Origin of the sequence: Streptomyces lydicus (assembly GCF_004125265.1) — a bacterium.
GTDB lineage: Bacteria > Actinomycetota > Actinomycetes > Streptomycetales > Streptomycetaceae > Streptomyces > Streptomyces lydicus_C.
Genome location: NZ_RDTE01000003.1, coordinates 4019416 through 4046279 on the forward strand (window position 1 = coordinate 4019416; position 26864 = coordinate 4046279).

Below are 26864 nucleotides of genomic sequence, written 5' to 3' on the forward strand. Positions count from 1 at the left end.
GATCGGGCGGCAGCACCAGCGAGAGGGCCGTGTCCCAGGCGCGGGCGACGTCCTGGGGCGCGGTGCTGTCGGGGGCCGTGCCGGCGAAGTCCTGGTACGCCGACTCCCAGATCCGGCGGGACGCCTGGGCCGCGACGGTGTCGAGCCGGTCCGGCCAGGGGCCGGACCGCACCATGAGCAGCCGCACCTGCTCCAGCGGCGTGAGCCCGCTGTCGCGCACGGACAGCTCGCCCTCGTTCAGCTCGGCGGCGGTGCGCTGAACGAGGTCCGGGGTGAAGCCCGCGGCCTCCAGTTCGGCGATGCTCACCCGCTCGTCCGGACCGAGCGGCGAGGGGCCGCCGGCCAGATCGGTGTCCAGCAACTGATCGGCTATCCACTGGCGTTGGGCGTCGCTCCGCTGGACGCGGGGCACCTGGTCGGCGGCGGTCCCCGTGCCGGGTGTGGTGCCGGGTGCGGTGCCGGGTGCGGTGCCGGGTGCGGTGCCTGGCACGGTGCCGGCGCCCGGCGTGCCGGTGGTCTGGGTGGGCAGGGGCGTGGGGGGCATGGGGGGCGTCGGGGGCGTGAGGGCACCCGGTTCGTCGCGCTGCCCGGGGGCGGAGGCCGGGGCGCGATGCGTACCCGCCTCGTGGTCCGGGTCCGCCTGCGGGTCCCCGGCCGTCACCGTGTCCGGGCGGGAGTCGGCGTCGGGGCGGGAGTCGGCGTCCGGCTGCGATGTCTCGGAGCCCGCCGTCCCGGAACCCTCCCGGGCACCGGGGCCACGGGTCCCCTGGCCGCCGGGCTGCCCGCTCCCCTGGTGCTGCCCCGACGGCTGCTGGCCCGACGGCTGCTGGCCACCGGGCGTGCCCGGCGGCTGCGGGGTGGACGCGGCAGGGGGCGGGCCGCTCGTCTCCGGGTGGAGCGCCGGGTCCGGGCCGGAGGTGGTGGGCTGGCCTGCCGGGCCCACGGCGGACCCCGGCAGCCCGCCGCCCGGCAGCGGGTTGCGGGCGCCGCCCGAATCGAGTCCGTCGCCGTGGCCGGGGGTGCCCTCGAACTTGGTGAGGGGCGGGTTGAGGTTCGACCCCTGCGGCACCCCCTGCGGCAGGCTGTTCGCAGGCAGGTCGAGGCCGGTGGTGGTGTTCGTGCCGGGCGGCAACGCCGGCGGGATCTCCGAGGTGGTGGAGCCGACGTCGGAGCCGGTGTCCGACCCGCCGTCGAAGATGCTCTCGTAGTCGGTCGAGTCGGAGTCGTACTCGTACTCGGAGTCGGCGGAGATGCTCGGCGGCGTACGGACCGGCGGGGCGGCGGGCGGTGTTCCCAGCGGGGTGGTGCGCGGAGTGCCGGCAGGGGTGCCCGGCAGGGGGGCGTTACCGGTGGGAGCGGTCTTCGGAGTCGACGACAGCGGCAGCGGGCCGGACGGCGCGGGCAGTGCGGGGGGAGGCGTGACCGGAGGGGTACCAGAACCCGTCAGGGAGTCGGTACCTCCGTTCACGTCTCCTCCGGCACCGCCCGAGTCGTGGGAGTTCGTGCTGTTCGGGGAGAACGTGCGGTTGTAGAAGCCGGTGAAGAGATTCCCGTTCGGGAACACCTTGTTGTGCAACCAGTTGCCGGGGCCGGTGAGCGCGGAGTGCAGGCCGCCATGGATGTTGTCGCTGGCACCGGCGCCCACGAGGGTCGACCAGTTGAACTGCCACTGGCCGTACAGCGCTCCGCTGACGAGGATCTCGGACAGGGTTTCACCGAGCCCGTGGGTCACGAAGGTCTCGGGGACGTGGTAGACGGTGTTCGCGATGGGGTCGCGCTTCTTGAAGTGAGTGACGAGATCCGGGTTGTCGAAGAAGTCCTTCTTGTTGAAAAAGCCCTTGTCGAGACCCGGGAACTTGCTCTTGTCGAACTTGTTGAACAGATCCTTGTCGAAATTCTTCTTGAAGAAGTCCGAGAACTTGTTTTTGAAGAGGCTGCCCAGGGACGAGAAAGCATGAATGAAACCGCCGGCCGCCAGACCGAACAGCCCGCTCTCTCCGACGTTCTTCCAGTCGATCCCGGACGGCCGTTTCTCGGGTGGATTGATCGTCAGCTGGGCCAGGTTGACGGCGAGGGACTGAACCATCTCCTCGAACATCTCGAAGACGCTCGGCCCGAGCGGCAGATAGCTCAGCAGCCGGTGCATCGCCATCAGGATGTTGTACGCCGCCCGCGCCCTGGCCAACGCCGCCTCGCCCATGGAGAGACCGCCGGTGAAGAAGGCCATCGCGGCGTCGATCGCCAACTCGATAAGCATGGTGGCCAGCTCGGCCCAGATCTCCCACTGCGCCGACTGGAGCTTCTGGGAGAGCGTGGCCTGCTGGCCGCTCATCTTCCGCAGCTGGCCCCTGAACTGGTCGAAGACGTTCGGGCCGGCGCCGGCACCGGTCAGCAGCCCCATGGCCTGCTTGAAGGAGTCGGCCACCTCCGACGGGAACGCCTCGGAGGTCAGGCGGACGGTGTCCTGGATCTTCGTCTCGAATTCGGTGACCCGCCCCGAGAGGTCGTCGAACAGAGCTTGGCTGTCGAAGCCGAGATCCGGCACGCCGGTGGGCGGGAACTCACCGGTCAGCGCAAACATCCACCCGCGCTCTTCGTCGGTCCAGATCTGGCCCTGGTACTTCTCCAGCATCTAGTGCTTCCCGCCACCGGTGTGCTCGTCACCGCTGTCGTCACCGCTGTCGTAGCCGCCGTCGGGGTTACCGTGCACCTTCGTCCTGCTCTTCGCGTCGCTGATGAGGTCGTCGGCGAACCCCTTGGTTCCCTGGATGCTGTTGACGGTCTCCAGTACGGCGGCGGCCGCTGCCGGGAAAACCTGTTCGAAAGAGGTCAGGAGTCCGATGGGCTGCTTCTTCGCCTTCTGCCATTCCGGTTGCGTCTGCTCATAGAACTGGTCCGTACCCTCGCTGCCGGGCTGGCCGTTCCACCCGTCGTAGTCCGCGGCGTGCGCCACGAATTCCTCGTGCATTTTCTTCGGAAATTCCCCCAAGTCGTGGAGGGCTTCCGCAGCCTTGCGCATCGCGGGGAGATCGGGGTGGAACGTACCGTCACCGCTCATGCCCGGCCTCCCGGAGCCGCATCCGTGTCGTCCTCGTGGATCTCGTCCCGCAGCCGGTCCCTGGTCCGCCCGCCGCCCGTGCGCCGTCCGCCGGAGAGGGCAGAGCCGAAGATCCGCTCCCAGTCCACGTCGGCACCGCGCCCCTCCGGCACATGCGGGTTGGGCCCGGTCAGCGGCGCGAAGGTCTCCATGACCCGCTCGGCGATCCGCCGCCGGCCCTCGCCGAACGCCTCCATCACCGAGGCCGCCAGCTGCGGACCGGCCATGCCGGCGAACTTGTTGTCGGGGAACGTGAGCCCGGTCAGTTCTCCCTGCGGCCCGACGGTGACCTCCACTGCGCGGTCGCGCGAGCGCACCGTCTCCGAGGTGTTGCGCAGATCCTGCTCGGCGCGGGCGATGGCCGCCCGGGTCTTTTCCAGATGGGCCCGTGCCTGGGCCATCCGCTCCTGCATCGATTCCGTCATCGCGGCCTCCTCGCTTCCTGCCCGTCGCTCATCGCCCGATCACCGCTGGTGCGCCGCCCTCGTCGGAGCCCCAGACGTCCTCGTCCTCCGGCATCCACGCCTCGCGCTCCCGGTCACCGCTCTGTGTCTGCTGCCGGCCCGGACCGCCCTGCCCGCCATTCATCGATGTCGAGAAGGGGCTGCCGCTGCTGGTGTTGACCACCGCTTCGCGATCGTCGTAACGCCCGTTGCCCGCACGGGAGTTCCCAGGTCGGCGACGGTTGCTGACCACGTCGCCGCCGTCGATCACGGTCCGGGTGCGCTCCGAGGGGCCGCCCTCGCCGCCACGGCCGCCACCTCCCATGCCGCCCATACCGCCGCCCATCATTCCCGGGCTCATCGGCATGCCACCGGGGGCACCGCCCGCACCGGAGGAAGGCCCGCCAAGGCCGGCGCCGCTCTGCCCGCCGTGCTGGGGGTCGTACAACTCCTGCTCGTAATCCGCCTGCTGACCGAGGTGCGAGCGCGAGCCGCCAGGACCCGCATGCGGCGTCTCGGGACCTGAACCGCCGTTCAGATAGCCGGAGTTCGTGGTGCCGTCCGGGCTCGTCAGGGAGGTGGCGCCGGTGCGCGGATCCACCGTGCTCCGGCTGCCGTCCGGGTACTCGGTCACCACCTGCCCGTGCGAATCCAGATGGGAGACGCTGCCGTCGGGGTTGGTGAGCACATCACCCGCGTTCAGCGGCCCGGAGTGGACCGAGCCGTCGGGGCCCGTGACGGTCGCAGTCTGTGTCTGCGGGTCGATCCGCGTCTGGCTGTGGTCCGGGTAATCGACGACCACGCGCCCGTGCGAGTCCACATGCGAGTGGCTGCCGCCCGGGTTCGTCAGCGAGTCGTCGCCGTTGACCGGGCCGGTGATGCTGTCCGGCAGATGGCTCTGGTGGTCGCCGTACGAGGAACCGCCGTGCTGGCGGTCCAGGATGTCGCCGGCCTGGTTCCGGTACTGCTCCTGCTTGTGCTGCAGCTCGTCCTGCCGCTGTTGCTGTTGTTTCTGGAGATCGTCCTGCCGCTGCTGCTGCTTGTTCTGCAGGTCCTCCTGCCGCTGCTGCTGCTTGTTCTGCAGCTCCTCCTGCTTCTTCTCCTGCTCCTTGCGCAGCTCCTCCTGCTTGCGCTGCTGCTCGTCCTGCCGCTGCTCCTGGTGGCGCTGCTGCTGCTCCTGCTTGGCCTCCTGCTCCTTCCGCACCTCCTCCTGCTTCTTCTCCTGCTGGGCCTGCTTCTCCTCCTGCTTGTGCTGCTGCTCCTCCTGCTTCTTCTCCTGTTCCTTCTGCAGCTCCTGTTGCTGCTTCTGCTGCTCGGCCTGCTTCTCCTCCTGCTTCTTCTGCTGTTCCTCCTGCTTGGCCTCCTGCTTCTTCTGCAGCTCCTCCTGCTTGTGTTCCTGCTCGGCCTGCTTCTCCTCCTGCTTCTTCTGCTGCTCCTCCTGCTTCCTCTCCTGCTCCTTCTGCAACTCCTCCTGTTTGCGCTGCTGCTCGGCCTGCTTGGCCTCCTGCTCCTTCTCCTTCTTCTCCTGGTCCTTCCTCTGCTGCTCCTGCAGGATCCGCTGCTGGAGCGCCTGCTCGTCCTGCCGCTGCTCCTGGTGGCGCTGCTGTTCCTCCTGCTTGGCCTCCTGCTTCTTCTGCAGCTCCTCCTGCTTCTTCTCCTGCTCGGCCTGCTTCTCCTCCTGCTTGTGCTGCTGCTCCTCCTGCTTGGCCTCCTGCTTCTTCTGCAGCTCCTCCTGCTTCGCCTCCTGCTGGGCCTGCTTCTCCTCCTGCTTCTTCTGCTGCTCCTCCTGCTTCCTCTCCTGCTCCTTCTGCAACTCCTCCTGCTTGTGCTGCTGCTCGTCCTGGCGCCGGCGGTCCTCCTCGCGCTGGCGGTCCGCCTTGTCCTCCTGCTCCTTCTGGTGCTTCTTCTCCTCCTCCCGGATACGGTCGGCTTCCGCCTTGTCCTTCTCCCTCTGCTCTTCCTGCTTCTTGTTCCAGGCATCCATCTTTGCCTGGTTTTCCTTGTTCAGCCTGTTCTGCTCATCTTTATCTTTCTTGGCGTCATTCTTGTCCTTGAATGCCTGGTCCTCCCGGAGGGTGGACTTGAGGTCCTCACCTCGCGGCGGACGAATGTCGCCGATATCAAAGTTATGCGCATTCCATGCATTGGTAACGTTCCGCATCGCGACCTCGGCCGGCTTGCCCAAATACTCACGGACACCGTCCCACCAGCGATTCCGCGCCTCCTCACCAATGGCTTTCCACGTCGCCACACTGTCCAGCGCGCCGTACTGGTGCCCGTACCCGTCCTCGGCCTGGTTCGAGAATCCCGGCATCGTCACGAGGCTCTTGGTGTCCGGCTTGTAGCCGCCACCGATGGAGTTGTAGCCGTTACTGCTGCTACTGCTGTGCTCCTTGAGCATGAAAATGTTTTTGTTCCAGACATTGTCCATGACGTCGGAGAGGATTTCACTGAGCAGGAACAGCGGATTGCTCCTGCGCCCGGTCGACCACAAGTCCCAGGCGTCGTACAGGTTCTGGGCTTCCTTGCGGAGCGCCTCACCCGCAGCGCGGACCGCGGCGCCCTGCCGCGATCCGTGGGACTTGCCGGCGGTGTTCTCCATGTCCTCGACGATGCGCTCGTACCGCCGCGCCAGAAAATGGACCAGATTCCACCAGACTCCGGCAGCCTCGCCCTTCCAGTTGTCGTTCTCGACCGCGCCGAGGATCTTCTCCCAACCGTCGAGCTGCGCCTTCCGTTCGCCGACGAAATTCTGCACGCGGTCGAACGACTTGGCCGTCGCCTCGAAGGAGGACAGGTCAACGTAGTTCGACTCCGGAATGGCCGGGGGCCAATCGAAGTCGCGCGTGCCGCTCTCCTTCTCAAGCAGCCAGTTCAGCGCATGCCCCGCGCCATAGGAGTACCGGTCGAGATCCCGGGTGTCCCAGGTTTTTTTATCGGTGTCATCCTTGCCAGGGAACGACCCGGTGGTCCCCCCGTTGGTTTTGACATCGGGGGTCAGCACCTTGCCTCCGGCATCGTGCGTCCGGTCACCGAGCAGCTGAATCTTGGCCTGGCGCTTCTTGGCCCCGCCGTCATTGATGTAGAACGGCAGGACAAATTCCAGGACCTGGATCTGGTTTCCGAGGTTCTTGAGCGTCCAGTCGGTATCCGCGACGTCGGGGATTTTGCTGTCGTCCGGATCCCCGATCGTGACATGCATCAGGGGAATGCCGTCGCTGCTGGTCAGCGACGAGAAGATCTGTTCTACCGTCGGCGCCTTGTAACCGGTGAAGGTCTCGACGACGTTGTGCCAGTCGTCATTGTCCGGACTCATCGGCACGCGGTCGATTGCCATCACGGGGCTCCAACGGGAAGATTTTCGAACGGGACTCGGGGCGGGATCACACGGCGCGGGTCACCGGTGACAGTTCGGGTGACAGCTCAGGTTAATTTTTGCCACCGCCGTCACCGCCGCCGTTACCGCCGCCGCCCATGGACTCGGAAATGTCGTCCGCCACGTCCTCGAAGACGTTGTAGAACTTCTCGCCGTCGATCTTGTCCAAGCTGTCGCCCTCGGTCTTGAGCAGCGTCTCCATCGCGTCACGCAGGTTGCTCTCGATGTGCTCGAACAGCTTCTTCTGATCCCCGACGAAATCGCCGAGCTTCTTGGCCGAGCCGGCGATGCTTTTGACCATGTCCCCAGCGATGCCGTCCTGGCCCATCTTTCCCAGCGTCAGCGGCCGCTTCTGGGAGTAATGGACGTTCTTCGGAATGTCCATCAGGTTGGTGATGCTCTGCACCATGATGTCGTTCCGACCACCCGCGAACCGATCCGCGGGCGCGTCCACGAGGATCTTCTCGATCGCCCCCCGGAATTCATGGAGGTCCACATCGATGAACTTTTTGATCCACTCTTTGTTGAGGACGAGCGGTCCGCCGCCCTTGTTCTCGTCTGTCATGGTGCCGCTCCTTCTCCGTCCGTAGCCCGCCCTCGGCGCAGCTCTCGCGCGCCCATGAACCAGCACGGGCGGCCATCCACGCTCACCCTCGACGCCGACAGCCGCCCGTTACCGAATCCGCCGCCGGTCAGGCGCCGATCCGCACGCCTTCCCAGCCCTGCGCCGAACGCTTCTGGTTCTGGTCGAAGGCCTGGGAAACGTCGTTCAGCACCCCTGCGTGGCTGGTGAGCAGCTTGCCCATGGCATCGGCTGCGCGGTTCCACGCGTCCTGCTTCTTCTGGTAGACGTCCGCGTCGTCACCGACCCAGCTCGCCTTGAGCGCCTGCAGCTCCTGGTTCAACTGCTGGAGCCAGGCCTGGATCTGATTGGTCTGCACGCGCAGGTCTTCGATCGCGTTGTTGGAGCGATTGAAGTCGACGTAGATATTTCCGTCTGTGAAGTCATTCGCGCCACCGGGCATGGCGAACCTCGTTTCGGTCGGTGTGTACGTTCAGGGAAATGCTGATGCGAGTCGCGGCCTCGACAGGCGAGCCCGCAACCCGGTTCAGCCCGCGAGCGTGTCGAAAACGGCGTCGGCCTTCTGGTACGCCTGATTCACGTCGTCGTTCGCGGAACCCCGGGTCAGACCGCTCTGCTGCAACGTGGTGTTCAGCTCGTTGACCATGTCGTGCAGGTTCTTCTCGATGATCTGGGCCTGCTCATCCCACTTGTCCAGCAGTGAACGGAAGCTACCGCCGACATCGCCGCCGAGACCCACGTTGTTCTTCGTGTTCTCCAGTTCCTGACGGCTGCGCTGCACACCGGTGAACGCCTGCTCCAAGGCGTTGATGCCGTTCCGCGTGGCCTGCTCTTGCTGCTGTGCCAGCTGTCCCATGCGCGTCCCCTTCGGCTGTAATTCGCCGCCAGGCGAGGCGCGCTGGCAGCCGGTGCCCTCAATTGCATTGGGCCGTCCTCCAGTTGGCCCATACAAAGTGATACTAGAAGTCCTTAAACCCCGTTTGCAACACTATCTGCCGAGAATCTGCGCGATGTACCGCATTTTCCGATACGGCCGTGAGCAGATCGCTACGGCGCGAACTCGCGCCGCCCCGACTCCATTCCGCCCCTTGCCGGGGCTATGTCGTCTTCCGCTGGTTCTCGCACTTCGGTGCCGTCGATTTCCCATTCCCGGAACTCGCCGCCTGCGGCGTCAGATCCGGCCCCGTCGGAATCATGGAAAGCAGTGAGGACGGCAGGCCCTGTGCCCGGGCCCCGGTATAGCCGAACGCCTTCAGCGTTTCCTGCGACGGCAGCCGGTACTTCATTCCGGTGTCGGTCACCAGATACAGCGTGCTGCCGACATCGCTGCCGTCGGCGCCGAGCGCGTGCACCAGGGCACCGCGGCCCGGGCGCACGGCGATCCGGTTGACGGTCACACACGCGGGGACCATCCCCTCCGTCGACGCCTGTGCGGTGGGGCCCAGCTCCCGGGGGTCGGCCAGGGTCACGCTCACCCGCGTGCCGTCGCCGGCCGACCGCACGCCCACGCACGGCGTCTGCCCCAGGCCGGGGTCGACCGGCTCCGGCGGCGCCTCGGGCATCCCCGCGGCAGGGTCGGACCGCCCGGAGACCGGTGCCAGATGTCCGTTCAGCGCATCGGTACCCAGGCTCCGGGCGGCGGCCGGACGGCCCGCGTACGTCTTCTGCTTGGTCTCCGGGTCGCCGAGCACCAGCGCCGCGCCGGTGGCGGTGACCGGGGCCAGGCCCTCCTTGCGCAGCTGGTAGTAGCGGGCCCGCGCACCGGAGGCGGCGACCTTGAAGATCTCGCCGACCCGGGTCTCTTGCCCGCCCAGCGCCGGGCCGGCGTCGCCCAGGCCCGGCACCTCGGGCGGGGCCAGATCGGGGCCGGTGGGCAGTGAGTTGAGGAAGGCGGCGGAGACCCGCAGCGGCTTGTCCGCGCCGTAGCCGAGCGCCTCGGAGGCGTGCGCCGCGCCGTCCAGGCGCAGCTTGCGGCCCTGCCACACCAGGTAGTTGCCCTTGTCGGGACCGGTGACCAGCAGTCCCTGCCCCTCCTTGAGGCCCGGCCCGCCGGGCTCGGTGCCCACGGCGACCGTGGTGGCGGTCGAGCCGGTGCCGGATCCCGAACACACCTGCCACGGGCCGCTGTCCAGCTTGCCGGTACCGGGCGGCTCGTCCGGGGCACCCGGTATGCCGACGGGTGCGCCGTGCGGGGTGCCGTCCAGCGACTGGCCGCCGATCGGCATGACCTTCATCTTGTCGCCGACCAGCAGCCGCGCCGAGGTGAAGTTGCGCACCGGCCGCAGCCTGCCGCCGAGGAAGAGGTAGCGGGCGCCGGTGTCCTTGTTGACGACCAGGGTGCCCGGGGCCCGCCAGGACTCCTTGGTACCGGGCTTGAGCAGTCCGAAGACGAAGGCTCCGGCGCACAGCAGTACCGCGATCAGCACGCTGATCGCGATACCGCGGTTGGTGCGGCCCTGCGGGCTCTCCGGGGCGTCGGGGTCGGCGCGCAGCATGCCGGAGGTCAGCCGCCCCATGATGAACAGGTGCGCCTGGACCTGGTCTCTTCTGTCCTGCATCGCTCACACCTCCCGTCTCAGGCCAGCAGCCCGCGCAGGGCGCCGTACACACCGAGCACCCACAGCGCCAGCGGCAGCAGGCTGACCGCGGCCAGGGTGTGCAGGATCTCCGCCGCCCGGCCCCAGTAGGGCACGAGCCTGCGGCCCGGCACCGTCCACGAGGCGATGGCCACGACGGCGGTCAGGGCCAGCAGCGCGACCACCACCAGCGGACGCCGGCCGGGCGCGAAGGAGACGGCGCAGGCGAGGATCAGCAGGAGCGGGCCCACCGCGCCCGGAAGGATCAGCGAGAGCCGCTGCCAGGCGTTGCCCAGGCCGCGGCCGTGCAGCAGCAGGAGCAGCGACAGCGCCACGACCATGACCGAGGCGGCCAGGTCCGCGTACCACGCGAGCACGCCCAGACAGCCGGCGCAGACCGCGCCCACGGCCCCGTACAGCGAACTCATCCAGCCGTCCGCGAGCACCGCGCGAGCGGCGACGCCGCTGGGCGAGTGCGGCTCGATGCCCACTTGCAGCTGCTGGGCGTTGGTGGGCAGGGGCGGCATCCGCAGCCCGGACATCCGGAAGGACAGTGAGGGGACGAACGCGCCGAGGACCACCGCCACCAGGGCGACGACCCCGGCGACCTGGTGCGGTGCCAGGTCCACGGTGAGCATCAGGGCCCCGGCGAGCGCGCCGAATGCCGCGACGACGGCGATACCGAGAAAGAGCGAGGCGAAGGCGGAGACCGCCGCGAGGACGACGATCGCGCCGCCGGCGCCCGCCGCACAGCCGGCCAGCAGCCGGAAGCCCACCATCGTGTGGGCGTCCGGGCCGGTCAGCTCGCCGCCGGGCAGCAGCCAGCCGGCGCACGCGAGGTAGGGCGCGGCCATCGCGCCCAGTGCCGCGCCCGCTCCGGCGTCGCCGACGGCGCGGCTGGCCGAGCCCGCGCCGGCGATCAGCAGCAGACCGGCCACTGCCGCGCACACCGCGCGCAGCCCCACCGATCCGCCGGGCAGCGCGAGGACGACCAGTCCGCCGGCGAGGGCGAGGACCGCGAGGCCGCGCAGCAGCCGGCGGCTGGCCTGCGGGGTCCAGCCGTAGGGGCTCGCGGCCATGGTGGTGGAGATGCCGTCCACCAGGTCGTCCAGGTGGACCTCGGGGAGCGCCTCGGTGCGCGGCCTGAGGTAGAGGGTCTCGCCGTCGCGCAGGTCGTAGGAGTCGAGGGTGCGTTCCTCGTCCATCGGCTCGGCGCCCAGCCGTTGCAGGACCCAGCCGCCGTGGTCGATCCCCGCCTCTTCAAGGTCGTCACCGCCATAGCCGACGACGGCGGGCAGCAGGTCGGCCACGGGCACGTCGGAAGGTACCGCGAGGTCGACGCTCTTGCCGGGCGCGCGGACCGTCAGACGGCACAGCCCGGCCGTCTGGATATCACTCATGGGGCTGGCTCACGCTTCTCCGGACGGATTCGGAAAGTGCTCCGGACCCGTATGAGGGTGGCTGGATCGATCGGTTCTGGTGCGGGCGAAGGTGAACTCCCGCCCACACGTGGTGTTCTCGGGCATTCGCCGTACGGTGCTTTCGACCGTACGGGGGAAAGGAGCGAACCGATAGACCGATTGGGCAGAGTGGGCAGAAGAAAGGGCATGCTGGCCATGCATTGACACAAGAATGAGCACGCCAATTCTGACAACGGCCTTTCCCGCCATCGAAGATGCCCTTGTGCCGCGCAGCATTGCCCGTGAGGAGAGCGTCCGTTGAGTGTGGTTCTGTTCCGCAGGCCGGCCCGCCGCCGCGGCCCGGACATGCCCGAAGGGGAGTTGACCCTCCAGGAGCCGCCGACACTGCCCGAAGTGGTGCCGGACAGCTCCGCCGTGTGGACCTATCTGCCCATGGCGATGATGTCAGTCTCCATGATGCTGATGTTCATGCGGCCGGGCATGAACGGTTCCTCCGGGGGCCACTTCATGTACCTGGCCATCGGCATGATGGTGCTGGCGTCCGGCGCGATGCTGGTCGGCCAGATGATGCGCAAGTCCAGTGAGCGCAAACAGCGGCTCAAGGGCGAGCGCCGGGACTACCTGCGCTACCTCACCCAGACCCGGCGCAAGGTGCGGGCTGCGGTGTCCGACCAGCAGAAGGCACTGGCCTGGCGGCACCCCGAACCGGCCGCGCTGTGGTCGATGGTGGGCACCACCCGGCTGTGGGAACGCCGCCCGCAGGACGAGGACTTCGGCGAGGTCCGGGTGGCCGTGGGCGACCAGCAGCTGGGTCTGCGGCTGACGCCGAACGCCACCACCCCCGTCGAGGACCTGGAGCCGCTGTCCGCGCATGCCCTGCGCAGCTTCATCCGGGCCTACGCCACCGTGCCCGAGCAGCCCATCGCCATCTATCTGCGGGCCTGGGCCCGGGTGCTGCTGCGCGGTGACGAGGAGCGCACGCGCTCCCTGGCCCGCGCCATGATCGCCCAGCTGGCGGCCTTCCACGCGCCGGACGACGTGTGGGTGGCGCTGTGCGTGTCGGATGAGCGGCGTGCCGAGTGGGAGTGGGTCAAGTGGCTCCCGCACAACCTGCACCCGCAGGAGAGCGACGGCGCCGGCCCGGCCCGGATGTTCGTCTCCGCCTTCAACGAGCTGGAGGACCTGCTCGGCGCGGAGTTCCTGGAGCGCCCGCCGTTCGACCCCGACGCGGTCGCCGGGCGCGAGGAGCCCTTCACCGTGATCGTGGTGGACGGCGGGAGCGTCCCCTCCGGACACCGGCTGGACGGCTCCGGCTTCCGCAACACCGTGGTCCTCGACCTGAGCGGGGCGCTGACCTGGCGGCCGGGCCGGGTCACGCTGCGCTTCGACGTGTCCGAGGACGACTTCTCGCTGGTGCGCACCGACCGCGAGCGCAAGGAGCAGACCACCCGGCTCGGCCGTCCCGACCGGTTCGGGCCGACCGGCTCCACCGCACTGGCCAAGCGGATCGCGCCCTACCGGATGGGGGTGGGCGCCGACACCTCCGCACCGCTGTCCACCACCTTGGAGTTGACCACGCTGCTGGGCATCTCCGACCTGTCCCGCCATGAACCGCAGGCCCACTGGCAGCGCAGCACCGGCCCCGCCCGGCTGCGGGTGCCGATCGCGGTGAGCGCCGACGGCGCCCCGGTGGAGCTGGACATCAAGGAGTCGGCGCAGGGCGGCACCGGGCCGCACGGCATGCTCATCGGGGCCACCGGATCCGGCAAGAGCGAGCTGCTGCGCACGCTGGTGCTGGCGCTGGCGCTCAACAACTCCTCCGAGACGCTCAACTTCGTCCTCGTCGACTTCAAGGGCGGCGCCACCTTCCTCGGCCTGGACGAGCTGCCGCACACCTCGGCCGTCATCACCAACCTGGCCGGCGAGGCCGCGCTGGTGGGCCGGATGCAGGACGCGCTGCACGGCGAGCTGATGCGCCGCCAGGAGCTGCTGCGCTCGGCGGGCAACTACACCTCGGCGCTCGACTACGAGAAGGCGCGCGCCTCCGGCGTCCCGCTGGCGCCGCTGCCCAGCCTGTTCGTCGTGGTCGACGAGTTCAGCGAACTGCTGGCCGCGCACCGCGAGTTCATGGAGCTGTTCGTGATGATCGGGCGGCTCGGGCGCAGCCTCGGCGTCCATCTGCTGCTCGCCTCGCAGCGGCTGGACGAGGGCCGGATGCACCAGCTGGAGAGCCATCTGTCCTACCGGATCGGGCTGCGCACCTTCTCCGCCATGGAGAGCCGCGGCGTGCTCGGGGTGCCGGACGCCTACCAGCTGCCGCCGCAGCCGGGCAGCGGCTACCTCAAGTCCGGGGTGGAGGCGCTGACCCGCTTCCGCGCCGCCTATGTCTCCGGCCCGTACCAGGAGCGCCACTCCAGCGCCAACCAGGCCCGGGTGGCCAGCCAGACCGTGCCGTGGACCTCCGGCTACGTGGTGCCGCGCCGGCTGCCCGACCTTCCGGAATCCGAGCCGGAGCCGGACGAGGAGAGCGGTGACACCCTGCTGTCCGTCGCCGTGGACCGGCTGCGGGACGCCGGTCCGCCCGCCCACCAGGTGTGGCTGCCGCCGCTGGACCGGCCCGCCACCCTCGACCAGATCCTGCCGCCGCTCACCCCCGACCCCGAGCTGGGGCTGACGACCGTGGGCTGGCCGGGCCGCGGCCGGCTGACCGTGCCCATCGGCATCGTCGACAAGCCCTTCGAGCAGATGCGCGACCTGCTGACGGTCGACCTGTCCGGGGCCGGCGGCCATGTGGCCATCGCGGGTGGTCCGCAGAGCGGCAAGAGCACCCTGGTGCGCACCATCCTCACCGCACTCGCCGTCACCCACACCCCGCGCGAGGTGCAGTTCTTCTGTCTCGACTTCGGTGGCGGCACGCTGGCCTCGCTGTCCGGACTGCCGCACACGGCCGGCGTCGCGGCGCGGCTGGAGAGCGAGCGGGTGGGCCGTACGATCGCCGAGATCACCTCGCTGCTGAGCGCGCGGGAGCGGTTCTTCCTGGAGCACGGCATCGACTCGATGCCGACCTTCCGCCGGCGCCGGGCCGCCGGGGAGTTCCCCGAGCAGCACTACGGCGATGTGTTCCTGGTCATCGACGGCTGGTCCACGGTGCGGGCGGACTTCGACCGTTACATCCAGACGTTCAACGGGATCGCGGCCCGCGGCCTCAACTACGGCGTGCACCTCATCGTCACCACGGCCCGCTGGGTCGAACTCTCCGCGGGCGTACGCGATCAGGCGGCCACCCACCTGGAGCTGCGGATGGGTGACGCGATGGACTCCGAGATCGACACCCGGCGCGCCTCGACCGTCCCGAGGCTGGCCGGCCGCGGACTGACCCGGGAGGGCAAGCTGCACTACCTGGGCGCGCTGCCCCGCATCGACGGCATGGAGAGCGCCGAGGACCTGGCCGACGGGGTGGCCGGCCTGGTGTCCGCCGTCAAGGAGAGCTGGCCAGGTCAGCAGACCCCGCAGGTGCGGATGCTGCCGACCCGGCTGCCGGCCGGGCAGCTGCCCGCGCCGGAGGGCGACATGCGGATGCCGATCGGCCTGGAGGAGAACGAACTCTCCGTGGTCTGGCACGACTTCGCCGAGAATCCCCACCTGTTCGTGGTGGGCGACACCGAGAGCGGCAAGACGAACATGCTGCGGCTGACCGCCAAGGCCATCATGGACCGCTACACCCCGGCCGAGGCCCGGATCATGGTGGTCGACTACCGCCGCGACCTGGTCGAGGCGATCCCGGACGAGTACCGCCTCGGGCACGCCGTCTCCATCGACGCGCTCAAGGACCTGGTCGACGGCGCCGCCCGCGCGGTCCGCACCCGGCTGCCGGGGGAGGAGATCTCCCCCGCCCGGATGCGGCTGTGCGACTGGTGGACGGGGCCGCGGCTGTTCATCCTCGTCGACGACTACGACATGCTGGGCACCGGCATCGGCAACGCGCCCTTCGACCCGCTGCTCTCGCATCTCGCGCTCGGCTACGAGGTCGGGCTGCACATGGTGGTCGCCCGCTCGGCGGCCGGCGCCAGCCGCGGCCTGACCGAGCATCTGATGCGGCGCCTCCAGGAGGTCAACACCCCGGCCCTGCTGCTGTCCTGCCCGCCGACCGAGGGCTACCTCATCGGCAACATCAAGGGCCGCACCATGGCACCGGGGCGCGCCACCCACGTCGTCCGCCGGAAGGCGACCCAGGTGCAGACGGCGCTCGTGGACGACGGGGAGTGAGTGCCGCGCCCGGCGGGAGGGCCGTCCGCCGGGCCGTCCGCCGGGCCGTCCGCCGGGCCGCCCGCCGGGCAGGCCTCCCGCCGGGCCGCGCGCCACGCGCCACGCGCCACGACGATCCGGTGCGGTTCCCCGTGAACTTTTCCCGCTGTGCGTGCATCTGACTTACCGCAAGAGGTTCAAGCGGCCTCTTGGGATGGGGCAGAGCACGATGAATGAGCAATACGGCAACACCGGCGTCACCCGCACCACCGGACGCAACCGATGAGCAAGCCGCGGTCCGACGGGAAGGCATCGATGTCACCCGCCCCGCCGTCGCAGGGCAACGGGCGTCGGCGTTCGCGGCCGCGTTCCGTGTTGCTGGCGGTGTGCGGTGTCACGCTGGCCGCCGCGGTGGTCCTGGGCGTCGGGTTCGTCTCGGAGCACCGTCCCGGGTGGGCCGGCGGCGGGGCGACCGCGTCGCCGCCGGGTGACTCCGACGCGCGCTACCCGGCGGACGGCCCCGGGGAATTCCGCATGGCGGCCGCCTCAGGACGGCGGATCGGCACCGCGGGCCGGTTCTTCCACTACGAGGTCAAGGTGGAGAACAACCTGGCCCAGACCCCGGAGGCGCTCTCGGACGAGGTGCATCGGATCCTGGCCGATCCCCGCGGCTGGACGGCCGGCGGCGAGGCCTCCTTCCAGCAAGTCACCAGCGGCGCACACGACTTCACCGTGGTCGTCGCCACGCCCGGCACCGTGGACCGCATCTGCGGGCAGGGCGGCCTCGACACCGGGGGCGAGGTCAACTGCCGCGTCGGCAAGAACGTGGTGGTCAACATCAAGCGCTGGCTGCTGGCCAACCCGTACTACCAGCACAGGCTGCCGGACTACCACGCACTGACGATCAACCACGAAGTGGGACACTTCCTCGGGCACGGGCACGCGTCGTGCCCCGCGCCGGGCCGGCCCGCTCCCGTGATGATGCAGCAGATAAAGGGGCTGCACGGCTGCGTGCCGAACCCGTGGCCGTACGACCGCCACGGCACCTATCTCACGGGACCGCCGGTCGCCTGACCGGCGGATGAGGGCGGGAACAAAACTGAAAGACCTCTGCCCCGGCGTGACGCCGGGGCAGAGGGAGACACGGTCTTACCGGTCGTCAGGAAAGGACCTGGTCACCAGGGGTACATGATGACCGCAAAACCGTTGTCGACACAGTCGAACCCCGTCAGCAGACCCTGCTGGGCGGCCTGATTACCGAGCGTCTGGCACTCCAGGAGGGATGCCGTGTAGTGGGGCGCGAGACGGGTCTCGGCGGAGGCCGGACCCGCCATGGCGAGGACCAGGGCTCCCGTGGCGAGGACGCCGAGACCGGCCTTTGCGGCCAGTGCGGTCTTGAACATGACTTCTCTCCCGTTTCGGTCACGACGTAGCGGCCATGACGGGACAAGCACCGCCCGGCCCTACGGAGCATCTGCGCGCAAGCGCGGCATCACTGGCGTGATGGGCGCAATGCTGGAACATCACGATGCTCACCACAAGGTCAGGACATATCCAGCACGAGGTCAGAGCGCACCCACGACGACGGGCCGGGAGCGAAGGGGAACGAGGCGCGAGCACGACAACGGACGGGCGGGCGTGGCCGGTTGCCGCGGGCCGGCCGGGACCCCGGCCGGGACCCCGGCCGGCCACCGCACCGGCCCGCCTGGGCGGCGTACCTACGTGCCCTGGCCGCTTGCGGTGGCCGGTTGCCCGGCCTCGGGCGCCCCGGCCGGCCGCCAGCCCCTGGCCCGGCCCCGAGGGATCACCACGGCGCCGCCGGCCACCAGCAGCACCAGCCCGCCGCACGCTCCGGCGATGAGCAGCGCACGGTTCTGCGGCCCGCTCGGCGCCGCCTCCGGGACGTGCGCCGCGGCCTGCCGGGGTGCGGCGCCCTGCTTGTCGGTGAGCAGCGTCGTGAGTGCCGCGTACGGGTCGAGCCGCGGCGGGTCGTCCGGATAGCCGGCCACCGTGAGCTGACGGGCGACCTCCTGGGCCGTCATCTTCGGGTGCCGGGCGCGGACAAGGGCCGCGGCACCTGCCACATGCGCGGCTGCCAGCGAGGAGCCGGAGCCGAAGTAGTGGCCGTCGCCCTGGGGCCCGACGCTGACCACCGCGTCGCCCGGGGCCGCCAGGTCCGCGTTGAGCGCCCGCGGGGCGTCCTGCGGACGCTGCCCGTCGGGGCCGTAGTCCATGACGGAGAGCACTCCGGGCGCGGACGCGGGCCAGTACCAGGGCGCGGGCTCCGCCGGCTTGCCGGTGTTGCCGTCCTTCGGGAGGTTGTCAGGGACGGCCGGGGCGACGACGAGGGCGCCCCGCTCGGCCGCGTGCGCGACGGCGGCGGTCAGCTCGTCCTTGCCGGTGGCCACCGCCTGCCCGACGTAGATGACACCGGCTCCCCGGTCGGCCGCCGTGCGGATGCCGTCGGCGACCCGGCCGGCCGTCGTCTCGCCCCGGGTGTCCGTGCCGCGCACCGCCAGGATCCGGGCCTGCGGCGCGAGCCCGGCCACCCCCACTCCCGCACCGGGCGCGGCGGCGATCAGGCCCGCCGCGAAGCTGCCGTGGCCCACGCAGTCCTCGCCCGCGTCACCGACCGCCTCGACCCGGCCGGACAGCGCGGGGATGCCGGTCCCGACGCCGGTGTCCACCACCGCGACGGTCACCCCGGCGCCCTCGCTGAGCTTCCAGGCCTGGGACAGCCCGAGCGGCCGGCTGGTCCATGGCTGCTTCTCGGCCTTGTCGGTCGACGCCTTGGCGCACGGCGCGCCGGCGGGCAGTACCGGGGTGACGGTGGGCAGTTGGATGTCGCCGGCGGCGTCCGGTGCAGCTGCGGCGGCCGGCGCCGCTGCGGCGGCCGGCAGGAGCGCGGCCAGCAGTGCGGCGGCCACCGCCCGTGCCACCGGCTGACGGTGAGAGAGTGCGCGTCGCATGCGCGCATGGTACGTGGCGCATAACCGAGTTCGGCAGTGCGGGAGCGCGGCAAGACGCGAACTCCGCGTTCATTCCTGGCTGATGGCGGCCGGGTTCCCGTAGCCTGCTCACGTGCGCGTCCCTCTGACCGCAACCACAGCCCCCACATTCTCGGGTCACCGGGGCCGGCAAGCACCACAACGAGGAGGTCCCAGCGTGTCACGGCAGTTGCTCAGGGTCGACCCGGACGGGACGGACGGTTTCCCGACGATCGGCGAGGCCCTGGCGCAGGCGCGCACCGGAGCCGTCATCCGCGTGAGGCCCGGCCGTTACCGGGAGAACCTCACCGTCAAGACCCGGGTGACCATCGTCGCCGACGGCGAGCGCGGCAGCGTGGAGATCTGCCCGGCGCGCGGCACCGCCGTCGTGCTGGTGGCCGACGCCGTGATGCTCACCGACCTGATGCTGCGCGGCGGCAGCGAGGACCTGCCGGTGGTGGACGCGCCGCGCGGCCAGGTCGCCATGGACGGCTGCACCGTGGTGGGTTCGGGCTGGACCGCGGTCCTGGCCCGGGAAACCGGTTCGCTGGCGATGCGCGACTGCCGGGTCTCCAACCCGGAGGGCGCCGGCGTGGTGGACACCGCGGCCACCGACAGCGTCGTCGCCGACTGCCTGATCGAGCACCTGGGCACCTCTGGTGTCGTCCTCGGCGAACAGGCCCGCACCACGGTGCGCGGCTGCCGGATCCGGGACGCGCAGGGCAACGGCGTGCTGGCCAACGGCGAGGCGCAGGGGCGGGTGGAGAACTGCGACATCTCCGGCACCGAGAAGCCGGCCATCGCCCTGGAGGGCCGGTCCGCCACCCGCGTGGTGCGCACCACCGCGCACGACACCTCGGTGGGCGTCTACGTGACCAGCGGCTCCCGGCCCATCCTGGAAGAGGTCACGGTCACCGACACCAGCGGCCCCGGCATCGTACTGGCCCAGGGCGCCGACCCGGAGCTGCTGCGCTGCGCCACCGCACGGACCAAGGGCAACGGGCTGGCGGTGACGGAGCGCTCCCGGGGCGTCCTGGAAGGCTGCCGGTTCGACACCGCCGCCGTCGTCGCGATCCGGGTGGCCGGGTCCAGCGCCCCGCTGCTCACCGGCACCACCGTGCGCGAGTGCGCCGACAAGACGGCCGCCGTCCTGCTGGCCGAGGACTCCTCGGCGGAGTTCGACCGGCTGGAGGTGCTGGACGCGTCCGGCGTCGGCGTCTCCATCCGCACCGGCGCCAACCCGCTGCTGCGCAAGGCCCGGATCACCGGCGCCGGGGGCCACGGAGTGGAGGTCCTGGAGGACGGCCGCGGCCGGCTGCACGGCTGCACGGTCGAGCGCTCCGAGGGCGCCGGCGTGCACATCGCGGGCGGCGGCGCGCCGGAGCTGGCCGACACCGTGCTGCGCTCCACCGGCCAGGCCGGCGTGCACATCGGATCCGAGGGGCGGGGCACGGTACGCGACTGCGAGATCGACGCCGTCCACGCGGCCGGCCTGCACGTGGACAGCGGCGGCGAGCTGACCGCGAGCCGCACCCATGTGACCGGCTCCGGGGCGCACGGCCTGCTGGTCGCCGACGGCGGCCGGGCGGCGCTCGACGGCTGCCAGCTGAGCGGCAGCACCGGCGACGGCGCCCGGATCGACAGCTCCGAGCAGGTCGCCCTCACCGACTGCGCCGTCCGGGACAACCGCGGCGCCGGGCTCAAGCAGACCCGCGCCACCGAGCGGCTCACCGTCGAGGGGCTCAACAGCAGCGGCAACACCGCCCCGGACTCCTGGGGCGAGAGCGCGGGCGACCTCGCCGCCGAGGGGTCCGGCAGCGGGTCGGGGCAGCAGCGGGCGCAGGGCCCGCTGGCGGAGCTGGAGTCGCTCATCGGGCTGGGCGACGTCAAGCACCAGGTGCGCACCCTGATCAACCTCAACCAGCTCGCGCAGCGCCGTGCCAGCCTCGGCATGCCGGCCCCGCCGATGAGCCGCCACCTGGTCTTCTCCGGCCCGCCCGGCACCGGCAAGACCACCGTGGCCCGGCTCTACGGCGGCATCCTGGCCGAGCTGGGCGTGCTGCCCTCCGGTCATCTGGTGGAGGTCTCCCGGGCCGATCTGGTCGCCCAGGTCATCGGCGGTACGGCCATCAAGACCACCGAGGCGTTCAACGAGGCCATCGGCGGCGTGCTGTTCGTCGACGAGGCGTACACCCTCCTGTCCGACGGCAAGGGCTCCGGTGCCGACTTCGGCCGGGAGGCCATCGACACGCTGCTGAAGCTGATGGAGGACCACCGGGACGACGTGGTGGTCATCGTCGCCGGATACACCGAGGAGATCGCTTCGTTCCTGACCTCCAACCCCGGCCTGGCCTCCCGCTTCACCCGCACCATCGAGTTCGCCAACTACTCCGTCGCCGAGCTGGTGACCATCACCGAGAGCATGTGCGAGGCGCACCGCTACACGCTGGACCCGGGCACCCTGGACGCGCTCGCCCGGCACTACGCGCGGATGCCGCGCGACGCCGGGTTCGGCAACGGCCGTGCCGCACGCCAGGTGTTCGAGGAGATGGTGGACCGGCAGGCGCACCGGCTGGGCTCGCTGGACAACCCGGTCGAGGCCGACCTGTCGCTCCTGCTGCCCGAGGACGTCGCGGACCAGGCGGCGGCCGACCGGGCCGCGGACAGGCGCGGCTCCGCCGAGCTGCTGGCCGAACTCGACGCCATGATCGGCCTGCATGCCGTCAAGCAGGAGGTCACCGACCTGGTCAACCTGCTCTCGGCCACCCGGCAGCGGCAGGCCGTGGGTCTGCCCGTCCCGAAGATCAGCCACCATCTGGTCTTCTCCGGCCCGCCCGGAACCGGCAAGACCACCATCGCCCGGCTCTACGCGGACCTGCTGCACTCCCTCGGGGTGCTGAGCTCCGGCCGGCTCGTGGAGGTGGCCCGCGCCGATCTGGTGGGCCGCTACGTGGGCCACACCGCGCAGCTCACCAAGGAGGCGTTCGACAGCGCCCTGGGCGGCGTGCTGTTCATCGACGAGGCCTACACCCTCACGCCGGAGAACGCCGGCTCCGACTTCGGCCGGGAGGCGGTGGACACGCTGCTGAAGCTGATGGAGGACCACCGCGACGAGATCGTCGTCATCGTCGCCGGATACACCGAGGAGATGCACCGCTTCCTGGCCTCCAACCCGGGCCTGGCCTCCCGCTTCGCGCGCACGGTGGAGTTCGAGAACTACTCCACCGACGAGCTGGTGGAGATCATGAGCCGCTACGCGACGGGCTCCGGCTACGACTGCGCGCCCGAGACCCTTCAGGCGCTGCACGCCTACCTCGACCGGCTGCCGCGCGACCGCTCGTTCGGCAACGCCCGCACCTCCCGGCAGACCCTGGAGGCGATGATGACGCGCCAGGCCCGCCGGATCGGGGCGATCGCCGCACCCAGCCTGGACGACCTGCGGCTGCTGCTGCCCACGGACCTGCCCCAGGAGGCCCGGCTGACGACGGGGTGACCGACGGGCTGACTACCGGCCGGCCCGTGCCGGGCACTCCCGAGGTCAGGAAGCCTGCGCCCGGCCGCGACCAGGTCAGACCACTCAGGCCATTCAGGCCATTCGAACCATGACGAACCTGCTCAGAACCGGTTCAGCCGCTGCTCACCGGTGCGCGCAGCCCCGCCCCGGGCCGGGTGCGGCCTCACCCCGGGCCGGGTGCGGCCTCACCGCGGTACCGACCCGTACAGCTCGCGCTCGCGCAGCAGTTCCGCGGCCCTCGTCAGCGCGGCGGACAGCCGGCGCCGGTAGGTGCTGAAGGACAGTGACGCCCGGCTCGCCGCGGCCTGCTGGCTGCGCGGCCCGTTCAGATAGGTGATCTCCAGAACGTCGCCCAACTGCCGCTGTCCGGGCAGCGCACGCAACTGCGCCACGGTCTCGGTCAGCACCGCGCGCAGCGCCGCCGCGTCCGCGCCGGGCGCCACCAGCCGGGTCCCCAGCAGCGCACTCTCCGCGAGCTGCCGCGGATTCAGCGCGCTGCGGTAGGCGTGCTTGACGGCATCCGCGAACTGCGGCCACGGCATGACGGGAGCCGCCCCGTCGGTGACCGGCGCGGGGATCGCCGAGGGCTCGTCGGCCAGCAGCCGGGTGCGCAGCGCCGCGGCCCAGCGGTCGAAGGGTGCGCTGCGCCAGTCCTGCACGAACGGCGACACCCGCTCGCCATCCGGCCCGTCGACCGGGGCCGTGCGCTGCTGCCCGTACAGCTCCAGCAGCGACGACAGCGCACGCTGGCCTTGCGCCGTGCACGTCCAGCTCATCGCCAGGCCGGGCGTGGTCGCCCACAGTGTGGTCAACGCGCCGCAGGCCACCGCCGCGCCGCCGGTGCTCCAACGCCCCAGCAGCAGCCGCTCACTGCGCCGCAGCGGCGACCGTTCGGCCGCGTGCTCCAGCGCGGCGTGCGCCACCGGATCGTCGGGCAGCCCGGTGGCACCGGCCTCAAGGCAGGGCGCGACGAGCACGCCGGTGATCCGGCGGCGGCCGTCCTCCGCGACGATGAAGGCCGCCGGCTGGTGGTCCCACCACTGGCGGGCCAGGCGGCCTGCCGCCCAGCCGTGCTCCTTCTCGATCGAGGCCAGCACCTCGTCCAGGTCCGCCGGACGGGCGGCCCGCAGCTGCAGACGGTCCGCACCGTGCCAGTCCACCGCCTCCCGCGCGATCCGGTTGGTCCGGCCCAGGTAGGCCAGCCCCGCACCGAAGACCCAGCGGCCGCCTCCGCGCTCCGCCAGCCGCTCGGCCAGGTGCGCATGCAGCCGGCGGAAGAGCCGCTCGTACGTCTCCAGGCCGCGCCAGCGCAGATCGGCCACCAGCGCTTCCCGCACCAGTTCGTGCGGGACCAGGCCGTCAGCGGTGCTGTGCACGAACGACAGTCCGCTCAGCCAGGCGCACAGCGCCCGGGCCTCGGCCACCGGAACTTCCAGCGTGTGCCGCACCAGTTCCTCGGTGGTCACCCGGGCCAGCGCCAGCACGCGGAGCGCGTCGGCCCGGTCCGGCGAGGGGGTCTCCCGCAGCAGCAGTCGCAGTAACTCGCGCACCACGTCGGGGGAATCGCCCAACTCCCAGCCGCGGTACGGCTCCCCGGCCCGCGTGACACGCTCCCGCGCGTCGGCGAAGAGCGCCAGGGCCAACGGCATTCCGTGTGCGGCCCGTACGAGGTCCAAGACGGCCGGCCCGGACACGTCCCGGTGGTGCAGCAGCTGCGCGGCCTCGGTGTCGTCCATGCCGTCCAGCTCCACACTGCGCAGCGCGTGCCACCACTGCGCGTCGGCGCGCCACTCGGCCGACGGGGGCCGCCGGCCTCCGACCGCGACCAGCACATGCGCGGGCATCCGCGGCAGGAATTCATCGCGCAGCCAGTGCTCCAGCCCGCCCAGCGCCTCCGCCGAGTCGACCAGCAGCACCTGCGCCTCCTCCAGCGGGCCCTGCGCCTCCAGCGCGGCCAAGAACGCCTCCGGCGTCGGCTCCGTGCCCCGCATGTCGACCCAGCGGGCGGTCCTGCCGTGCGCCGTCGCCTCGTCCGCGAACCGGCGCAGCAGGGTGCTCTTGCCCATGCCGCCCATGCCGTGCAGCCACACCACGAAGCAGCTCCGGCGGTCGCTGAGCAGCAGCTCCCGCAGCAGCCGCAGTTCGGCGGCTCTGCCGGTGAACACCCTTTTCCGCACGGCCGCCAGCGCGTCCCCGTGCGAGTCGACCGGTAGGGGTGAGGGAGGTGTCCGCATCGTCTACCCGCTGAACCGCTGGTTGCCGCCGGCGTGCACGCCGAGGACGCCGACGATGTCGCAGCCGGCCGCCGCCCCGCGCACCCGCCCACCCCACATCGCCTGATCTCCACACCCCACTCGCGAACCGGGGCCAGTCGGAGTCGCGTTGACGAGCCGGCCGAACACCGCCTCAAGGGCCCCGCGACCCGACAGCGCGCAGGGTACGGCGACGAGCGGCGGGCCAGTGACGCTTGAGCTCATTTCGGGCCCCCGGGGGCAGTTGGGTGTCGCAGTCTCCTCGGTACGTCACCCACCCTGGCCGGAACCGCTATCGCACGGCTGCCGCACTGCTAACGTCCGGTTAACACCGGCGTGAGCAGCACAGACACCAAGGCGAACCCGAAGAACCAGGCGGCGGCCGCCTGGCCGGGAACACGCACCCGCAGGCGAGTATCCGGTGTCGTCCTCTCGGGTTCCCGCCACTCCTGCAGCAGCCCTGCCGGCGATCTGGACCGGGCGACTTTCGGGTGGCCCGCAACCGGCTGGCGACCTCATACTGCGACGGCAGCGTGAGGATGGCCAGCGGCGGCTTCAGCGCATCAACCCGGCGTCCTTGGCGCACAGCGCAGCCTGCACCCGGTTGCCCACCTCAAGGGCGGCCAGAATTCGGCTGACGTGCGCCTTCACCGTGCTCTCCCGCATGCCCAGCCCGGCGGCGATCTCAGCGTTGGACGCGCCGCCGGCCAGGAGCCTGAGCACGTCGGTCTCGCGCGGCGTCAAGCGCTCCATCCGGGCTCGGGCAGCGGCCGAGGCGCCGTGCGCCATGTGGTGATGGTGCGCGATGAGTCGTCGGGCAGCAGAGGGGTGCAGCATCGCTTGCCCGTCGGCGACGACCTCGACGGCCCGGATGATCTCCGCAGGGTCGCTGTCCTTCAGCAGGAAGCCGACCGCGCCGGCGGCCAGCCCGTCGTAGACGTACTGGTCCAGGTCAAACGTCGTGAGCATCACGACCTTGGGCGGCTCAGGCAGCGCGCTCATCCGCCTGGTGGCCTCGATTCCGTCCATGTGGGGCATCCGCACGTCCATCAGCACCACGTCCAGGCGCTGCACGGTGGCCTGTTGGACGGCTTCCCGGCCGTCGGAAACCTGTGCGGCGACGATGATGCCGGGGGCATCCTCCAGGATGTCGGAGAGCGCCAGCCGCACCAGGCCGTCGTCGTCGACGATCATCGTCCGGATCACGCCACTCCCCTGCTGCGCAGGTCGTCGAGCGGGATGGTGGCGGCCACCCGCCAGCCTCCCGATCCCGTAGGACCGTACTCCAGACGGCCGTTGAGCGCGGCGACTCGCTCAGCCAGCCCGACCAGGCCATAGCCGGAGCCCTCGGTCGCGGCCTCGGACGAGACACCGGCCGGGTTTCGGATCACCACGGTGGACTGCGGCGGACCGTAGCGCACCTCAAGGTGTGCGGTCGCTCCGGCGGCATGCTTACGGGCATTGGTCAGGGCCTCTTGCGCAAGTCGGTGAATGGCGAGCCGATGACTGGCCGGGACGGAGTCGGGGCGGCCCTCAACGACCGCTTCGATCTGCTGTCCGGCCGCCCGCGCCTCGTCGATCACCGTCGAAAGTGCCGGCAGACCGGGTGCCCGTGAGGCGGGCCTCTCCCCGGAGTCGTGGCCGTGCAGCACACCCAGCACGTCTCGCAGATCGCCGAGCGCGTCGGTGGACGCGGTGCGCAGCAAACCGATCCGGGTGGCCACCGGCTCGGGAAGGTCGGCGGCCCGCCGCTTGAGAGCACCGGTGTGCAGGGCGATGACCGTGAGCCGGTGGGCGAGCACATCGTGCATCTCGGCAGCGATCCTGGTGCGCTCCTCCAACCTGACCTGCTCGGAGCGGAGTTCGCGCTCCACCTGCAGACGGTTGACCTGTTCGGCAAGCGCGGCGACGTGCCGGCGGCGGTTGCCGGCCCACAGTCCGATGACCACCGCGAGCAGCAGCACTGCCAGCGGCCCGTATTTACGGGTCAGCCACAGGCTGTTCCCCGGATGCGCCAGCGAACTGCCGACCATCGCGGCCACCACGCACAGCCCCTCGAAGACGAACCGGCCCCGGGAAGCGCGATGGAAGACCACGACCAGTAGCGGGAAGAACGATCCCAGTAGCACCGCGCCGACCGTGGTGCTCACTACTGCGAGCACCGGCTTGCGGCGCCGCAGCAGGACCGGGAGAGTCAGCGCCACGGCCAACCCGACGCGGGGGCTGAGCAGCGTGCCCCCCGCACCCACATACGCCTGTTGCACCGCTGCCGCTCCGACGACACAGGTCATCAGCGCCTCGGCCCACCACGGCCAGGCCCGGCCCCTCTCCTTGTTCACCAGACCAGCGTAGGTTCGCAACGCCTGTTCC

At 70.7% G+C, this 26864-nt stretch carries 17 protein-coding genes (1 of these 17 running past the window's edge); 3 read left to right on the plus strand and 14 right to left on the minus strand.

Annotated features, from left to right (window positions below; genetic code table 11):
• The 9 genes from D9V36_RS42655 to eccD form a co-directional block, all read right to left on the minus strand.
• Nucleotides 1–2632 carry the 5' end (the start) of a lonely Cys domain-containing protein gene (locus D9V36_RS42655; RefSeq protein ID WP_129294968.1) on the minus strand. It extends 45110 nt beyond the left edge of the window, so only the first 2632 of its 47742 coding nucleotides appear in the window; it begins with the start codon at nt 2630–2632; its stop codon lies off the left edge, out of view.
• The gene (locus D9V36_RS19885; protein WP_129294969.1) at nt 2633–3058 is read right to left on the minus strand and encodes a hypothetical protein; all 426 of its coding nucleotides are present in this window, start codon (nt 3056–3058) and stop codon (nt 2633–2635) included.
• Nucleotides 3055–3522, minus strand: a complete 468-nt coding sequence (locus D9V36_RS19890; RefSeq protein WP_129294970.1) for a YbaB/EbfC family nucleoid-associated protein — start codon at nt 3520–3522, stop codon at nt 3055–3057. Before D9V36_RS19890 ends, D9V36_RS19885 begins: the two co-directional genes overlap by 4 nt.
• 28 nt (nt 3523–3550) lie before the next feature.
• Complete coding sequence (locus D9V36_RS40975; RefSeq protein ID WP_164992986.1) at nt 3551–6877, minus strand: AAWKG family protein; 3327 nt, start codon at nt 6875–6877, stop codon at nt 3551–3553.
• Nucleotides 6878–6968: 91 nt separating this feature from the next.
• Nucleotides 6969–7481 carry a type VII secretion system-associated protein gene (locus tag D9V36_RS19905; RefSeq protein ID WP_129294971.1) on the minus strand — a complete coding sequence of 171 codons (513 nt, stop codon included), beginning with the start codon at nt 7479–7481 and terminating at the stop codon, nt 6969–6971.
• A 127-nt stretch (nt 7482–7608) separates the two neighbouring features.
• Nucleotides 7609–7941, minus strand: coding sequence for a WXG100 family type VII secretion target (locus tag D9V36_RS19910; protein WP_129294972.1), 333 nt, complete (start codon nt 7939–7941; stop codon nt 7609–7611).
• An 84-nt stretch (nt 7942–8025) separates the two neighbouring features.
• Nucleotides 8026–8355, minus strand: a complete 330-nt coding sequence (locus D9V36_RS19915) for a hypothetical protein (protein ID WP_129294973.1) — start codon at nt 8353–8355, stop codon at nt 8026–8028.
• Nucleotides 8356–8596: 241 nt separating this feature from the next.
• The gene (gene eccB, locus D9V36_RS19920; RefSeq protein ID WP_129294974.1) at nt 8597–10057 is read right to left on the minus strand and encodes a type VII secretion protein EccB; all 1461 of its coding nucleotides are present in this window, start codon (nt 10055–10057) and stop codon (nt 8597–8599) included.
• A 17-nt stretch (nt 10058–10074) separates the two neighbouring features.
• Complete coding sequence (gene eccD / locus D9V36_RS19925; RefSeq protein ID WP_129294975.1) at nt 10075–11475, minus strand: type VII secretion integral membrane protein EccD; 1401 nt, start codon at nt 11473–11475, stop codon at nt 10075–10077.
• Nucleotides 11476–11799: 324 nt separating this feature from the next.
• Between eccD and eccCa the strand changes: the two genes are divergently transcribed.
• The gene (gene eccCa / locus D9V36_RS19930) at nt 11800–15762 is read left to right on the plus strand and encodes a type VII secretion protein EccCa (RefSeq protein WP_129298548.1); all 3963 of its coding nucleotides are present in this window, start codon (nt 11800–11802) and stop codon (nt 15760–15762) included.
• 261 nt (nt 15763–16023) lie between these two features.
• Nucleotides 16024–16815 (plus strand): DUF3152 domain-containing protein, encoded by a 792-nt coding sequence (locus tag D9V36_RS19935; RefSeq protein WP_129294976.1) that lies wholly within the window; start codon nt 16024–16026, stop codon nt 16813–16815.
• Nucleotides 16816–16916: 101 nt separating this feature from the next.
• Here D9V36_RS19935 and D9V36_RS19940 read toward each other — a convergent pair whose 3' ends face one another.
• A complete protein-coding gene (locus D9V36_RS19940; protein ID WP_129294977.1) occupies nt 16917–17144 on the minus strand; it encodes a hypothetical protein in 228 nt (75 codons plus the stop codon).
• Nucleotides 17145–17459: 315 nt separating this feature from the next.
• Nucleotides 17460–18710, minus strand: coding sequence for a S8 family serine peptidase (locus tag D9V36_RS19945; RefSeq protein ID WP_206739699.1), 1251 nt, complete (start codon nt 18708–18710; stop codon nt 17460–17462).
• A gap of 196 nt (nt 18711–18906) precedes the next feature.
• Between D9V36_RS19945 and D9V36_RS19950 the strand changes: the two genes are divergently transcribed.
• Entirely contained in the window at nt 18907–22221 is a 3315-nt protein-coding gene (locus D9V36_RS19950; RefSeq protein ID WP_129294978.1) for a right-handed parallel beta-helix repeat-containing protein, read from the plus strand.
• Nucleotides 22222–22427: 206 nt separating this feature from the next.
• On the opposite strand, the gene D9V36_RS40980 is transcribed toward D9V36_RS19950, so the two are convergent.
• The 3 genes from D9V36_RS40980 to D9V36_RS19965 form a co-directional block, all read right to left on the minus strand.
• Nucleotides 22428–24407, minus strand: a complete 1980-nt coding sequence (locus tag D9V36_RS40980) for an AAA family ATPase (protein ID WP_164992987.1) — start codon at nt 24405–24407, stop codon at nt 22428–22430.
• Nucleotides 24408–25049: 642 nt separating this feature from the next.
• Entirely contained in the window at nt 25050–25700 is a 651-nt protein-coding gene (locus D9V36_RS19960) for a response regulator transcription factor (RefSeq protein ID WP_129294979.1), read from the minus strand.
• The gene (locus tag D9V36_RS19965; RefSeq protein WP_241720946.1) at nt 25697–26833 is read right to left on the minus strand and encodes a sensor histidine kinase; all 1137 of its coding nucleotides are present in this window, start codon (nt 26831–26833) and stop codon (nt 25697–25699) included. The genes D9V36_RS19960 and D9V36_RS19965 overlap by 4 nt, the downstream gene beginning before the upstream one ends.
• Nucleotides 26834–26864 lie beyond the last annotated feature (31 nt).